We start from the raw sequence: 14,678 nt of genomic DNA, 5'->3' as shown, positions 1-14,678 counted from the left end.
TCAGGTTTGGTCGGTCAGTCGGCGGCGCGCACGACCACCACCGAGTTGAAGCCGCCGCGGCCGCGGGCGATCACCGCGGCGGTGCGCACGGCCGTCGGTCGGAGCTCGGTGACCAGGTCGATCCCGTACCCGGCGACGGGGTGCACGCCGACGGTCGGCGGCAGCACCGAGTCGACCGCGCTCAGCAGCGCGGCGGCCACGTCGAGCGGGGCCGCGCCGGAGTAGAGCCGGCCGGTCATCGTCTTCGGCGCGGTCACCGGGACGCCGTCGCGGCCGAACACCGCGCAGATCGCCTCGGCCTCGACCCGGTCGAGTTCGGGCGCGCCCGCGGCGTCGGCGAACACCGCGTCCACGTCGCCGGGGTCGGTCCCCGCGTCGGCCAGCGCCAGCTCGATCGCCTTGCGCAGCGCGGGTTCCCCGCCGCTGCCCGGACGCGGGTCGAAGGTCGCCGCGTAGCCGGTGATCGCGCCGTACACCCGTGCGCCGCGTGCCGCCGCCGCCTCGGCGTCCTCCAGGACGAGGATGGCCCCGCCTTCGCCGGGGACGTGCCCGGCGGCCCTGCGGTCGAACGGCAGGTAGGCGCGAGCCGGGTCCTCGACGGTGCTCAGGTCGCCGGACGCCATCAGCGCCACCCAGCCCCACGGGCACAGGGTGGCGTCGACCGCGCCGGAGACGATCAGGGGAGTGCCCTTGCGGATCTGCCGGCGCGCCTGGGCGATCGCGTCGAGCCCGCCCGCCTGGTCGCTCACCACCACGCCGCTGGGGCCTTTCATGCCGTTGCGGATGGAGATCTGACCGCTGTTGACCGCGTAGAACCACGCGAACGACTGGTAGGCGCTGACGTGCTGGTTCCCCTTGCCCCACAACGCTTGCAGCTCGCCCTGCCCGAACTCGAACCCGCCGGACGAGCTGGCGGTGATCACGCCCATGTCGAACGCGGGCAGTTCGGCCGGCCGGACTCCGGCGTCGGCCAGCGCCCAGTCCGCCGCCGCCAGCGCCAGCCTGGTCATCCGGTCGGTCTGCGGCAGCAGCCTGCTCGGCAGGTGGTCCTCGGCGACGAACCAGGGCACCTCGCCCGCGACCTTCGACCGGTAGCCGGACGGGTCGAAGCGGGTGACCCGGCCCAGGCCGCTGCGCCCGGCGCGGGTGGCCGACCAGTACTCCGCCGTGCCCAGTCCGTTGGGCGCGGCGACGCCGATGCCGGTCACCACCACCGGGGCGCTCATGCCCCCGCCCGGTCGGGCCGCGCCAGCACCATGGCGCTCTGGAAGCCGCCGAAACCGCTGCCCACGGTGAGCACCGCGTCCGTGGTGTGGTCGCGGGCGATGAGCGGGATGTAGTCCAGGTCGCACTCGGGGTCCCGGGTGCGCAGGTTCGCCGTCGGCGGCACCACGTTGTACTCCATGGCCAGCGCGGACGCGGCGATCTCGATGGAGCCGATCGCGCCCAGCGAGTGGCCGACCATCGACTTGATGGAGCTGATCGGCACGCGGTGGGCATGCGCGCCCAGGCTCCGCTTGAACGCCGCCGTCTCGTGCCGGTCGTTCTGCTTGGTGCCGGAGCCGTGCGCGTTGACGTAGTCGATCCGGTCGCCGTCCAGCCGGGCCTCGTCGAGCGCGACCTGGATGGCTTCGGCCATCTCCAGCCCGTCCGGCCGCAGCCCGGTCATGTGGTAGGCGTTGCTGCGGGTGGCGTAGCCCGCGACCTCGGCGTAGACGTGCGCGCCGCGCCGGCGGGCGTGCTCCAGCTCCTCCAGGACGAACATCGCGCAGCCCTCGCCGAGCACGAAACCGTTGCGCGACAGGTCGAACGGCCGTGACGCGGTGGCCGGGTCGTCGTGCCGGGGCGTGGTGGCCTTGATCGCGTCGAAGCAGGCCACCGTGATCGGCGAGATCGGCGCGTCGGACGAGCCCGCCACCGCCACGTCGACCGAGCTCTCCCGGATCAGGTCCGCCGCGTAGCCCACCGAGTCGATCCCGGACGTGCAGCCGGTGGAGACCACCGCGGTCGGCCCCTGCGCGCCCACCGCCCACGCCACCTCGGCGGCGAAGGAACTGGGGACCAGGTAGTTGTGCAGGTGCGGCACCGCGTACTCCTGGTCCACCAGGTGCAGCCGGCCGCTGTCGCTGACCACCCGGTACTCCTGGTCGAGGCCCATGGTCGCGCCGACCGCGCTGCCCACCGTGATGCCGACCCGGTGCGGGTCGAGCGCGTCGAGCGCGAGTCCGCTGTCGGCGACCGCGCCGCGCGCGGCGACGACGGCGAACTGGGCCGCCCGGTCCATCCGGCGGACCTCCTGCGCCCCCAGGCCGTGCTCGGCCGGGTCGAAGTCGATCTCGGCCGCCACCCGGGACCGGAACGGGGAGGGGTCGAAGAAGCTGATCCGCCTGGTGGCGGTGCGGCCCTCGCTGAGCAGGGCCCAGAAGTCCTTGACGCCCACACCGCCCGGCGCGAGGACCTCGATCCCGGTGATGACGACCCGCCGCGCGCTCATTCGGCCGCCTCCCAGTGGTAGAAGCGGCTCGCCATCGCGTCCGCGGGCGAGCGCCACGTCCGGGGGTCGTACGCCTCGATGAACGGCTTGAGCTCGTCGCTGATCCGGACGAACCGGGGCTCGGTCCTGACCGCCTCGATCGACTCGTGCCCGTGCTCGGTCTCGAAGTCCTGGAGGTGGAAGTACAGGCCCCGGTAGGAGAACAGCTGCCGGCGGCGGGTGCCCATGAGGTGCGGCATCTCCGTGGTGTCGAAGTGGGCGAACAACTCCGCGACGTCCGGGCTCGAACCCGGGTCCATCCGCGCGACGATCAACGTGCTGAACATCGGTGATCCTTCCCTCCGGAAAGCGGCTGTCGTCAGCCCTTGATCTCGCAGAGCGCGGTGCCGCCGCGCACGTTCTGGCCCACCTGCGCGGTGAGGCCGAGGACCGCGCCGGACTTGTGGGCCTTGAGCGCCTGCTCCATCTTCATCGCCTCGATGACGACGAGCAGCTCCCCTTGCGCCACCTCCTGGCCGTCCTGCACCGCGACCTTGACGATCGTTCCCTGCATCGGCGCGATGACCGCGTCGCCGGACTCCGCGCGCTTGTCCCTGCCCCGCCTGGGTTGCGGGCCGCGCGGGCGGGTGCCGGTCGGGCGCGCGGACGCCGCCGGCCCGGCCGGCAGGCACACCTCCACCCGCTTGCCGTCGACCTCGACGACGATCCGCTCCCGGCCCGCGCCCTCGGCGCTCCCGTCCGCCGTCCCGTCCCGGGTGTCCGGGGCGGGCGCGATGGTGTTGTCGAACTCGGTCTCGATCCACCGGGTGTGCACCGCGAATCGCTCGCCGGCGAACGCCGGGTCGGTCACGACGGCGCGGTGGAACGGCAACGTCGTCGGCACGCCGTCCACTTCGAACTCGGCCAGGGCGCGGGCCGCCCGGCGCAGCGCCTGGGCGCGGTCGGCCCCGGTGACGACGAGCTTGGCCATCAGCGAGTCCCACGCCGGGCCGATCACCGTGCCGGCTTCGACACCGGCGTCCAGCCGGACGCCGGGACCGGAGGGCGGCCGGAAGCCGGTCACCGCGCCGGGCACGGGCAGGAAGCCGCGGCCCGGGTCCTCGCAGTTGATCCGGAACTCGATCGAGTGGCCCCGGACGACCGGGTCGGAGTAGCCGAGCGGTTCACCCGCCGCGATCCGGAACTGCTCGCCCACCAGGTCGATGCCGGTGACCTCCTCGGTGACCGGGTGCTCGACCTGCAACCGGGTGTTGACCTCCAGGAAGGAGATGGACCCGTCCTCGGCCACCAGGAACTCGCAGGTGCCGGCCCCGACGTAGCCGGCTTCGGCGAGGATCGCCTTGGACGCGGCGCGGATGCGCTCGTCCTGCTCCGCGGACAGCCACGGCGCGGGCGCCTCCTCGACCAGCTTCTGGTGCCGGCGCTGCAACGAGCAGTCGCGTGTGGACACCACGACCACGGCGCCGTGGCTGTCGGCCAGGCACTGCGTCTCCACGTGCCGGGTCCGGTCGAGGTAGCGCTCCACGAAGCACTCGCCGCGCCCGAACGCCGCGATCGCCTCGCGCACGGCCGACTGGTACAGGTCGGCGACCTCGGCGAGGGAGCGGACCACCTTGAGGCCGCGCCCACCGCCGCCGAACGCGGCCTTGATCGCGATCGGCAGCCCGTGCTCCCGCGCGAACGCGACCGCCTCGTCCGGGCCGCTGATCGGGTGCGCCGTCCCGGCGACCAGGGGAGCGCCGACCCGGCGGGCGATGTGCCGCGCGGTCACCTTGTCGCCCAGCGCGCGGATCGCGTGCGGTGGCGGGCCGATCCAGGTCAGGCCGGCGGCGAGTACCGCCTCGGCGAACTCGGCGCTCTCGGACAGGAAGCCGTAGCCGGGGTGCACGGCGTCCGCGCCGGCGCGGACGGCGACGTCGAGCAGCTTGGCCGCGTCGAGGTAGGTCGTGCCCGGCACGTCGCCGTCCAGCGCGTAGGCCTCGTCGGCGACCCGGACGTGCGGCGCGTCGCGGTCGGGTTCCGCGTAGACGGCGACACCGAGCAGGCCCGCGTCGGTGCAGGCGCGGGCGATCCGGACGGCGATCTCGCCGCGATTGGCGATCAGCACCTTGCGCAACGTGGTCTCCTGGTTCGTTCAGCGGACTGCGACGAGTGGGAGTTCTGCGACAACGGCACCGGCCGGAATCCCGTCGCCTGGTGCCCTGTCATCATGTGCGCGCCGCCGGGAACCGTTCAAGACGACCGGTTTCAGACTTGCGTCAGTTTCTCGCAGGTCGCCGCACGGACGCAGCGCGCAGGTGCGAGGCAGGTCAGAGAAGTGTCCGCTGCCCTGCCGGGCGCCACCGCGATACGCCAAATCACCGCGATCTCGTGTCAGTTCTTCCACAAATCCGGTCGATCGGGTTGCCCCGGGCCGGGTCCTGCTCGGACGCTGGTCCGATCCGACCGCTGTGGGGGAGTGCGCCATGACAGCCGAGTCCGACCTGCCGTCCCGTGCCGACGTGGGCGCGCTGCTCGACCGCTACCTGCTCGACCTGGACGCGGGTTCGCTGGACGAGGCGTGGGCGCGGTCGCTGTTCACCGAGGACGCGGTGGTCGAGTTCCCGGTGGGACGCCACGAGGGCGTCCCGGGCCTGGCCGCCTTCCACCGGACCGCGTTGGCCAAGTTCGCCCGGACCCAGCACCTGAACTCGCCCGCCGCGGTCGACCTGTACGGTGACCGGGCGAGGCTGCGGGCCAACCTGGTCTCGACCCAGGTCCTCCCGGGTGGCTCCCTGTTCACCACCGGCACCCGCGCCGAGGGTCTCGCGTCGCGCACCGCGCACGGGTGGCGGCTGCGCAGGCTGTCGTTCCACCTGATCTGGTCGACCGGGTCGCCGCACCCCGCCTGAGTTCCCGTTGTGGGACAGTGGTTCCCGCACCACAGGCTGCGGCGGGGTCGAGCGGATCGCCGATCCTCCCCTGTCGGCCGCCGGAAAGGCGTCATGCGTCCGACTCCGCTGGGCACCGCCGCGCTGGGCACCACCGGGTTGACCGCGCCCGCGCAGGGACTGGGTTGCATGCGCCTGAGCGCGCGCACCCCGGACGCGGCCGCCGTGATCAACCGGGCGCTGGACCTCGGCGTCACGTTCCTGGACACGGCGGACCTGTACGGGGCGGGCGCGAACGAGGAGCTGGTGGGCGCGGCCTTGCGCCACCGCCGGGACGAGGCGGTCGTGTGCACCAAGTTCGGCGTCGTCCGCACCGCCGACGGCATGACCACGCGCGGCGACGCCGGCTACGTCCGCGCCGCCTGCGACGCCAGCCTGCGCCGGCTGGGCGTGGAGGTGATCGACCTGTACTACCTGCACGACCGCGATCCGCGGGTGCCCGTGGAGGAGACCGCGGGCGCGATGGCGGAACTGGTCGCGGCGGGCAAGGTCCGCCACCTCGGCCTGTCCAACGCCACCGCCGACGACCTGCGACGGGCCTCGTCGGTGCACCCGATCGCGGCGTTGCAGTCGGAGTGGTCGCTGGTCGCCAGGCAGGTGGAGGAGGTCGTCCCGGTCTGCGCCGAACTGGGGATCGGCGTGGTGCCGTACTGCCCGCAGGGCGCCGGCCAGCTGAACTTCCTCGACCCGACCGCGCGCCGCGCGCACGCGCCGGGGGCCGCGCCGGCCGCGCGGGAACTGCTGGACGCGGTGGCCGACGTCGCCCGCGACCACGGCGCCCGGCCGGGCCAGGTGGCCCTGGCGTGGGTGCGGCAGCAGGCCGTGAAGTGGGGCGTGGCGGTCGTGCCGATCCCGGGGACCACGAAGGTGGCGCACCTGGCGGAGAACGTGGCGGCGCTGGAGGTCGAGCTGACTGCGGCGGAACTGTCCCGATTGGACAGCGCCTCGGCCTGACCGCCCGGCTGCGCCCGGCGAACCGCCTGCCGTCGGCCGGCCGGCGGTTCAGTGCTCCTCGGCGGGGGCGGACGGTCCGGTTCGCCGCAGCAGCACCACCGCCAGGGCCGCGGACACGGCGAGCGCCGCAGCGGACACCAGCGAAGCCACCCGCAGGCCGTCGGTGAACGCCGACTCGGCCGCCGCGACCACGTCCGGCGGGAGCCGCGCGGCCTTCGCACTGCCCAAAGTGGACAGCTCGGCCGAGGTCACCGGCAGCCCGCCCCGGTACACGGCGGTGGCCAGGCTGCCCAGGAACGCGATTCCCAGCGCGATCCCCAGCTCCTGCGTCGTTTCCGACAACGCCGATGCAGCGCCGGTGCGCTCGGGAGGTGCCGCCGCCACCACGATGTCGACGCCCATCGCCAGCAGCGGCATCAGCCCGCCGAAGACCAGCACCAGCCCGATCACCACCAGCGCCAACTGGTGCGGGCCCGTCACCTGGCCGACCAGCGCCAACCCGACCGCGGCCGTCACCAGCCCGACGGCGAACACGACGCCGGGCCGCACCCGGTGCACCACGGCGGACGCCGGCACGGTGGTGAGGATGCCCGCCCCCAGCGGTGGCAGCATCCACAGCCCCGCCTGCAACGGTGACAGACCCACCACCAGCTGGAGGTACTGCGCCGTCAGGTAGCCGATCCCGCCGATGCCGATCGCGCCGACCGTGAGCACGCCCAGCGACACGGCCACCGTGCGCATCCGGAACAGCCGCAGGTCGATCAGCGGGTCCGGGCTCTGCCGCTGCCGCCGGACGAACCAGCCGGCCAGCACCAGCCCGGCCGCGACCGCGAGCAGCGGCGGCAGCGCCACCCCGTGCTCGGCGACCTGCTTCAAGCCCCACATCATGCTCAGCACGGCCGCCAGCGCGACCACCGCGCCGACCAGGTCCAGTCTGCCCGGCAGGTCGGAGCGGTGCTCGGGCAGCACCAGCGGGCCGACCACCAGCAGCAGCGCCATGACCGGCACCCCGATCAGGAACACCGAGCCCCACCAGAAGAACTCCAGCAGCGCGCCGCCGATCAGCGGTCCCACCGCCGAGCCCGCCATGAAGCTCATGAACCACAGCGAGATGGCGAAGGTCCGCTGGCGCGGGTCGTGGAACATGTTGCGGATCAGCGCGACCGTCGACGGTGCGAGCGTCGCGCCCGCAACGCCCAGCAGCGCCCTGGCCGCGATCAGCATCTCGGCGCTGGTGGAGAACGCGGCGAGCGCGGACGCGACGCCGAACGCCGCCGCGCCGATCAGCAGCAGCCTGCGGCGGCCGATCCGGTCGCCGAGGGTGCCCATGGTGACCAGGAAGCCCGCGATCATGAAGCCGTAGACGTCGACGACCCAGAGCAGCTGGGAGCTGCTGGGCCGCAGGTCGACGCTGAGCGCGGGCACCGCGAGGTGCAGCACGGTCAGGTCCATCGACACCAGCAGCGCGGGCAGGGCGAGCATCGCCAACCCCAGCCACTCCCGCCGACCGGCCCTGGCCGGCGCGGGCGCGTTCGCGTGCTCGGTCATGTCTTCCCCCCGTGGTGGTCCACCCGGACATTCTCCGGCGTCCGTGCGGGGGATAGGGATACCGTGCTGGTGGTAGCCCTGACAGGGCCACGCACAGCCGTGGCCGGACCCGGCCCGGGGTGGCAGACTGGCGGCATGATGGAAGGCGAACTGGGGGCCTTCCTGCGCAGTCGCCGTGAAGCCGTGACGCCTGCCCAGGTCGGCCTGCCCACTGGCGCCCGCAGGCGCACCCCGGGGCTCCGCAGAGCCGAGCTGGCCACGTTGGCCGGGATCAGCGTGGAGTACCTGGCCAGGATCGAGCAGGGCCGCGACACCAGGCCGTCGGCCAAGGTGCTCTCGGCGATCGCCGAGGCGCTGAACCTCGGCGAGGAGGACATCGGGTTCCTCAACAGCCTGGCCGCGTTCAGCAACGGCGCGGAGCTGTGCCCGCGCGAGCGCCGCACGTCCCGGGTGGTGCGCCGCGAGGTGCGGGCCATCCTGCGGCAGTTGGAGCCCGCGCCGTGCTTCGTGGTCAACCACCTGTCCGACCTGCTCGCCTGGACCGACGGCTACGCCCGGCTCATGCGGCCGACCGGCGTCCTCGACCAGGACGAGCCCAACCTGCTGTGGTTCGTCTTCACCGACGAGCGGGCCCGCGCGGTCTACCCGGACTGGTCCGGCGTCGCCGACGAGTACGTCGTCGACCTGCACGAGCTGCGCCGCGGGGACGCGGTGGTGGACGCGTTCGCCGAACGGCTGGCCACGACGGTGGGCGCGGAGTTCGCGGCCCGGTGGGAGCGCCGGCCGCTCGGCGGCAGGCCGGCGGACCGGGAGATGACGCACCCGGACATCGGCACGGTCCGGCTGTCGTTCGAGACGATGCAACTGGCGGACCCGGACCAGCGGCTGGTCGTGCTGCTGCCGGCGGACGCGGCGACCGAGGCGAAGCTGAACCGGCTGAACGTGAACCAGGTGGGGTTGCGCGCGGTCGGCTCCGGCTGAGCCGTCACCGGGTCGCGGTCCGACCGGGGCCGCGGCACGGCGTTCCCGGTCCGGGCGCGGGTCAGTCGCGGTGCACCGACGTGACCGCGTCGGACCAGGTCACGCCCCGGGCGATGGCCGCGCGCAGCCTGACGACCGCGCGGTTGCGGTTGAGCCCCAGCGCGCCGGTCAGCCGGTCGCCCCGGCGGTACAGGGCCACGAAGCTGTCCGCCGCCGGATCGCCCTGCACCACGGCGACCTCGTCCGCATCCGGGATCCCGGCGAACCGGATGCGGTGGCCGCCCCAGTCCGACCAGAAGTAGGGGACCGTGGCGCACGGGCGCGCGGTGCCGGGGGACACCGCGTTGCGGCCGGCGGTCGCCCCCTGTTCGGCGGCGGTGGTCCAGTGCTCCAGGCGCATGGTCGTGCCGAAGACCGGGTTGTGCCACCTGGCGACGTCGCCGGCCGCGTAGACGGCGGCCGCCGTGGTGGCCAGGTCCGGCTCGCACAGGACGCCGTCACCGAGCTCGACGCCCGAACCGGCCAGCCAGCCGGTGGCGGGGGCCGCCCCGATGCCGACGACCACCACGTCCGCGACGAGTGCGCGACCGTCGGCGAGACGCACGGTGGCGGTGTTCCCCCGCTGCGTCACCGACTCGACGCCGGTGCCGCACAGCAGCGGGACGCCGAGGCCGGCGAGCAGCCCGGCCAGCGCCGCGCCCATCTCCGGGCCGACGGCGCGCACCAGCGGCACGGGCGCCGCCTCCACCACGGTGACCTCGACCCCGCGCCGGCGCGCGGTGACGGCGACCTCGGCGCCGACGAACCCGGCTCCGACGACCACCGCCCGCGCGCCGGGGACGAGCTTCGCGTGCAGCCCCCGCGCGTCGTCGATGCCGCGCAGGCTGTGCACGCAGGACAGCCCCGCTGTGCCGGGCAGGGCTCGCGCGGCGGCTCCGGTGGCCAGGACCGCCGCCGTGTAGCGGATCTCCGCGCCGCCCGCGACCACCACCCGCGCCCCGGTGTCCAGGGCGGTCGCGGGTGCGCCGAGCCGGAGGTCCACGCCGAGGTCGTCGCGCAGGGACGTCTCGGTGCGGAAGTAGTCCGGCCCGACGCCGGTGGCGAGGAACTCCTTGGACAGCGGTGGCCGGTTGTACGGCAGGTGCGGTTCGTCGCCGACGAGCGTGATCGCGCCGTCGAACCCGCTGCCGCGGGCGGCCTCGACCGCCCGCAGACCGGCCAAGGACGCGCCGACGACGACCAGTGACGGGGGTGTGCTCATCTCCGGCGGTCCTCTCCTGGGTCCTGTTCCGGTGGCCCCGTCGTCGGGGCGCTCTGCCGAGACCGCTGTCGCGGGTGGTTCGTCAGTGCGGCGGGTCGACCAGCCCCAGTTGGACGAGGATGCCCATGTCGTCGGTCAGGCCCCACCGCTCGGCGACCCGGCCGTCCGCGAACCGGAAGACCTCCACCCCGCTGACCCGGAACGCCCGGCCCGTCGGCGGGGCGTCCAGGAACGGGCCGGTGTGCGTCCCGGACACGGTGAAGGCCACCGACACGTGGTCCTCGTTGGCCGTGACGAGCCGGGGCCGCATCCGCAGGTCGGGGAACCCGGTGGTCAAGCCCTGGAAGAAGGCGAGGAAACCGGGGCGGCCCGGCCCCTGACCGGGCGCGGGGTCGTGGTCGACGGCGTCCCGCGCGAACAGGACGTCCACGGCGGCCTCGACCTCGCCGCGGTTGATCAGCTCGATGGACCTCTCTACGGTCGCGACGTTGCCCTCGCCTGCCACGTGCCCTCCTGGTTCATGATCGAGACGGCCGGGGAACCCGCGGAGCGCGTGTGCACGACCCGGTAGGTGTTCGACCGCCGTGCGGTGATCAGGGTGTCGGTGAAGGCGCGCTGCTCGCGCACGGCCTGGGGACGTGCCGATTCCGGCATGGTGTGGAACGCGTCGTACCGCTCCTTGCTCTCCCACTGCGCGTACAGCACTACGAACGTGCCGTCGATGCCCCGGCACAGCGCGTGCGAGAGGTAGCCGGGCACGGTCTTGATCCACTCGTCCGGCCGGCCGAGCACCTGCACCAGCGCGGCCTGGTCCTGCGCGGCGACGTCCATCACGATGATCACCGTGTAGTCGTCGCGCTCCGGTGAGATCTCGATCCGGGGCAGGTCGGGGTGGTGCTGGGAGAAGACCACCTCGGTCTTGAGCAGGTGCACCGAGGTCGAGATCTGCTTGAACAGCGGCACGGTGTTGTTCTTGTAGCCCTCGCCCGCGTACCGCGCCTCCAGGTCGGCCAGGCTGCGCCACTGGATGTAGTTGGCGGTGCCGTGCTCGTCCTGGCCCGCGTGCAGCGTCGACGAGCGCCAACCGGTGAAGTTGCCGTTGTCGATGATGTCCCGCATCTCTTTGAGCAGTTCCCGCTGCCCGTCGATGGTGTCGGTGGTGAACATGTTGAAGACGGTCAGACAACCGTCGTTCGCCGCGATTACCGGCATCGGAGCCTCCCTGTTCGCGCTAGGCGCGCACTGCTTCTACGACGCTGCACAGCCCGGCGGGGACGATCCCGGACAGCTTCAGGCCGGCGTCCTGGAACAACGCGTCGAACTGGGCACCGGTGCGCTGCCTGCCGCCGCTGATGACCAACATGTCGAGGTCCATCAGCTTGACGGTCGGCGACGACGCGACGCCGTCCGGCACGACCGCCTCGACCAGCAGCACCCGGCCGCCGTCGGCCATCGCCTCGCGGCAGTTGGCCAGGATCCGCCGGGACGGCTCGTCGTCCCAGTCGTGGATGATGTTGGACATGAGGTAGGCGTCGCCACCGGGCGGGACGCCGACGAAGAAGTCGCCGTCGACCAGCTGGCACCGGTCGCGCACCCCCGCCTCGTCCAGCGGCGCGCCCGCGCTCGCGATGACCTCGGGCTGGTCGAACAGCACGCCGGTGGCCGCCGGGTTGGCGGTCAGCACGGTCGCCAGCAGCGAGCCGTGCCCGCCGCCGACGTCCACGATCCGCCGGAACCGCCCGAAGTCGTAGGCGTCGACCACGGGCTTGATGACGTGGTCGGACAACTCGGTCATCGCGTTGTCGAACACCTCCGCCACCTCCGGCGAGTCGCGGAAGTACTCCCACACCTGCTTGCCGTGCACGCGCTCGAAGGCGGGCTCGCCGGTGCGCACGGTCTGCGCCAGGTCCGACCAGGTGTGCCGGTCGGCGGCCAGGCCCACCCAGCGGACGAAGTTGCGCAGGCTGTGGGGTGAATCCGAGCGCAGCCCGTCGCCGAGGTCGGTCAGGGCGAACACCTGGCCGGCGCTCTCCCGGAACAGGCCGATGTCGGCGCAGGCGCGCAGCAGCCGGTACAGCGGTCCCGGCGCGGCGCCGACGTCGGCGGCCAGGTCGGTGACCGGTCGCGGTCCGGCGGCGAGCCGGTCGGCGACGCCGAGCTCGGCCACCGCGCTCATCGCGCTGGACATCCAGCTCGCGGTGACCAGCCGCAGCAACCGCATGGCGGTCGTGTTCTCGGTGCTCTCCTCTGACATGGCGTCGGGGCCAACCTTCCTGGTCGCGGTGCTGCGTCGGGTGGGGTGCCGCGTCGGGTGGGGTGCGCGGGCCGGGCCGCGGGGGAGCGCGGTCCGGGTGCGTGGGCGGGCCTAGGACACCCTGGTCCGGGCCGCCCGGCCCTTGAGCAGCCGGCCCAGCGGCGCGAACTTCGAGCCGAGCAGGCAGCCGGCCAGGTGCTTGTACACCGTCAGCGGGGTGATCCCGCTGGTTCCCCGGGCCAGCCGGGACACCAGTTCGCGCAGGTCGGCGGGATCGGCGGCGACCCGGTGGCGGATCGCCAGCAGCGGCGCGTAGACCTGGCAGCGCTGGTGCACCAGGTCGGACAGGGCCAGCGTGAGCAGGGTGCCCAGGGTGCCGCCGTGCGGGAAGCGGTCGTGCATCGTCAGCTTCAGGTGCGCGCCGGAACCGGCGACCGGGCCGAACACCTTCGACGAGGCGAACAGACCGTCCAGTTCGGACCGCAGCTCGGCGTAGGCCGCCTGCCGCTCGGCGCGCAGCTCCGGGTGGTCCACCGATTCCAGCGCGTGCAACGAGATGTGGACGCCGAGGTTGTGGCGGAACCCGCTGCGCAGCCGTTCGACGTGCGCGGGCGCGGCGGCGACCGCGCGGCTGTAGACGTCCTCGCTGACGACCACGGCGGCAGCGGGCACGGTCATGTCGCTGATGGTCTTGCCGAGGGTGACGATGTCGGCGGTCCGCATGACGCCCTGGTGCGCCAGGTAGTCCCGGCCGGTGCGCCAGCCGCCGGTGAGCACCTCGTCCACCGCGACCAGGTAGCCGTGCTCGTCGCGGTGGCGGTCGATGGCCGCCAGCAGCGGTTCCGGCAGCGGTCGGCAGGTCGCGCCCTGCACGTACTCGAACCACACCACGGCCACGTCACCACCGCGCAGGTGCCGCGTCAACTGCTCGACGGCGTCGTCGGCGAACGGGTCGACGTAGACCAGTTCGGCGTAGTACGGCCGGAACGCGTCGGCGACCGACTCCGTCCTCTGCGGACCGTGCTTGCTCAGGTTGAGCGAGAACAGGGTCTTGCCGCCGTAGTTCCCGGTGAAGGTGACCACGGTCCGCCGGTCGGGGCGGGCCAGTGCGGCCAGCGTCACGGCGGCGTGGTTGGCGACCGCGCCGCTGACCGACGGGAACGCCCGGTCCAGCCCGGTCAGCTCGGCCAGCTTGCGCTCCAGGTCGGGCAGGTAGTCGTGGCCGGGGTCGTGCACGTCGAGCACGTCGGGCACCAGGTCCGGCGGGTTGTGGCCGCGCAGGTTGCTGCCGAAGCCGCCCGCGCAGTCGATGACGTCGCGGCCGTCGCCGGTGGTGAACCGCCCGCCCGAGGCCGTGCGCACGTCCACGTCGAGGTTGAACACCTTGGCCATCTCGCCGATGTTGGGGTTGACGTGCCTGGTCCAGTACTCGCCCGCCACGGCCCGGTCGGAGTCGATCCGGTCCAGCACCGCCCGCCTGGGCGGGGTGACCAGACCGGCGCGGTCGAGCGCGTCGAGCGCCACGCCCGCGCACAGGGTGTTGCCGCCGTAGGTCGAGGTGTGGGCGAAGCAGTCGACGTGGTTGCGCCACACCCCGTGCGCGGCGGGCGACATGGTGATGGAGCCGAACGGGACCTGGCGGTCGACGAGGCCCTCGCCGTGGACCACGACGTCGGCCGCCAACGGGTTCTCGAACAGGTCCGGGGTGGACAGGTCGAGTTCGGTGCAGCACAGCGCGACCACGCCGCCGCGTCGGCGGCACGCGTCGGCGAGGTCCGCCAGCGCCGGTTCCGCCAGGTCGGTGTCCTCGTACCGGATCACGATCACCGCCGCCCACGGCGCACCCGGGAACCGCGCGGTGGCGTCGGCCGCGCTGGGCGCGCTCACCACGTGCGGGATCAGCGCCTGCTCGACGCCCGCGCCCAGCGGGTCCATGAACTCCTGGTAGCGCTCGTGCCGGTCCACCAGCAGCACCCAGCCACCGTCGTCCCGGCCCGCCGCCACCGCCGCGTGCCGGGCCAGCTTGATCGCGGCCGAGAGCGCCTCCAGGCCGGAGCTGAGCAGGTAGGACACCCTCGGCCCGGCAGGCCCCGCCGGCACCAGTTGGTCGAGCAGGTAGCCGAGCCCCGCCGCCGCCGGGTTGACGTAGTTGCTGGCCATCATGAACGTGCAGCGCTGCCGCCGGTTGTGCTCGGCGATCAGCTCGATGGTGCGGGCCGAGGCCGGGCGGAACACCGTTCGCGCCGTGCTCTCCAT

13 protein-coding genes are annotated in these 14,678 nt (G+C 73.4%); 3 read left to right on the top strand and 10 right to left on the bottom strand.

Going from position 1 to position 14,678, the window contains the following annotated elements; translation table 11 throughout:
• Positions 1-14: 14 nt before the first annotated feature.
• From BN6_RS26520 to BN6_RS26505, 4 genes are read right to left on the bottom strand one after another with little or no spacing between them, the layout of a single operon-like run.
• Complete coding sequence (locus BN6_RS26520; protein ID WP_015102858.1) at positions 15-1,226, bottom strand: ketosynthase chain-length factor; 1,212 nt, start codon at positions 1,224-1,226, stop codon at positions 15-17.
• Entirely contained in the window at positions 1,223-2,494 is a 1,272-nt protein-coding gene (locus BN6_RS26515) for a beta-ketoacyl-[acyl-carrier-protein] synthase family protein (protein ID WP_015102857.1), read from the bottom strand. Before BN6_RS26515 ends, BN6_RS26520 begins: the two co-directional genes overlap by 4 nt.
• Positions 2,491-2,820 (bottom strand): TcmI family type II polyketide cyclase, encoded by a 330-nt coding sequence (locus BN6_RS26510; protein ID WP_015102856.1) that lies wholly within the window; start codon positions 2,818-2,820, stop codon positions 2,491-2,493. The genes BN6_RS26515 and BN6_RS26510 overlap by 4 nt, the downstream gene beginning before the upstream one ends.
• Positions 2,821-2,852: 32 nt before the next feature.
• Positions 2,853-4,610 carry an acetyl/propionyl/methylcrotonyl-CoA carboxylase subunit alpha gene (locus BN6_RS26505; protein WP_015102855.1) on the bottom strand — a complete coding sequence of 586 codons (1,758 nt, stop codon included), beginning with the start codon at positions 4,608-4,610 and terminating at the stop codon, positions 2,853-2,855.
• Between the two features lie 349 nt (positions 4,611-4,959).
• On the opposite strand from BN6_RS26505, the gene BN6_RS26500 reads away from it, so the two are divergent.
• Both BN6_RS26500 and BN6_RS26495 read left to right on the top strand, forming a co-directional pair.
• Positions 4,960-5,385, top strand: a complete 426-nt coding sequence (locus tag BN6_RS26500; protein ID WP_015102854.1) for a nuclear transport factor 2 family protein — start codon at positions 4,960-4,962, stop codon at positions 5,383-5,385.
• 93 nt (positions 5,386-5,478) lie between these two features.
• Entirely contained in the window at positions 5,479-6,378 is a 900-nt protein-coding gene (locus tag BN6_RS26495) for an aldo/keto reductase (RefSeq protein ID WP_015102853.1), read from the top strand.
• Positions 6,379-6,426: 48 nt separating this feature from the next.
• Here BN6_RS26495 and BN6_RS26490 read toward each other — a convergent pair whose 3' ends face one another.
• Positions 6,427-7,926: an MFS transporter gene (locus BN6_RS26490; protein WP_015102852.1), complete on the bottom strand. Its 1,500-nt coding sequence runs from the start codon at positions 7,924-7,926 to the stop codon at positions 6,427-6,429.
• 135 nt (positions 7,927-8,061) lie between these two features.
• On the opposite strand from BN6_RS26490, the gene BN6_RS26485 reads away from it, so the two are divergent.
• Complete coding sequence (locus BN6_RS26485) at positions 8,062-8,907, top strand: helix-turn-helix domain-containing protein (protein ID WP_015102851.1); 846 nt, start codon at positions 8,062-8,064, stop codon at positions 8,905-8,907.
• A 61-nt stretch (positions 8,908-8,968) separates the two neighbouring features.
• Here BN6_RS26485 and BN6_RS26480 read toward each other — a convergent pair whose 3' ends face one another.
• From BN6_RS26480 to BN6_RS26460, 5 genes are all read right to left on the bottom strand, one after another.
• On the bottom strand, positions 8,969-10,168 hold the full coding sequence (locus BN6_RS26480) for an NAD(P)/FAD-dependent oxidoreductase (RefSeq protein ID WP_015102850.1): 1,200 nt from the start codon (positions 10,166-10,168) through the stop codon (positions 8,969-8,971).
• Between the two features lie 82 nt (positions 10,169-10,250).
• On the bottom strand, positions 10,251-10,673 hold the full coding sequence (locus BN6_RS26475; protein ID WP_015102849.1) for an ester cyclase: 423 nt from the start codon (positions 10,671-10,673) through the stop codon (positions 10,251-10,253).
• Positions 10,643-11,380 (bottom strand): antibiotic biosynthesis monooxygenase family protein, encoded by a 738-nt coding sequence (locus tag BN6_RS26470; protein ID WP_015102848.1) that lies wholly within the window; start codon positions 11,378-11,380, stop codon positions 10,643-10,645. Before BN6_RS26470 ends, BN6_RS26475 begins: the two co-directional genes overlap by 31 nt.
• 19 nt (positions 11,381-11,399) lie before the next feature.
• The gene (locus tag BN6_RS26465; protein WP_015102847.1) at positions 11,400-12,422 is read right to left on the bottom strand and encodes a methyltransferase; all 1,023 of its coding nucleotides are present in this window, start codon (positions 12,420-12,422) and stop codon (positions 11,400-11,402) included.
• A gap of 111 nt (positions 12,423-12,533) precedes the next feature.
• Entirely contained in the window at positions 12,534-14,678 is a 2,145-nt protein-coding gene (locus BN6_RS26460) for an aminotransferase class III-fold pyridoxal phosphate-dependent enzyme (RefSeq protein WP_015102846.1), read from the bottom strand.

It is taken from the genome of Saccharothrix espanaensis DSM 44229 (assembly GCF_000328705.1).
Lineage (GTDB): Bacteria > Actinomycetota > Actinomycetes > Mycobacteriales > Pseudonocardiaceae > Actinosynnema > Actinosynnema espanaense.
The sequence above is the reverse complement of the archived record's forward strand: the minus strand, read 5'-3'. Positions and strand labels throughout refer to the sequence as shown.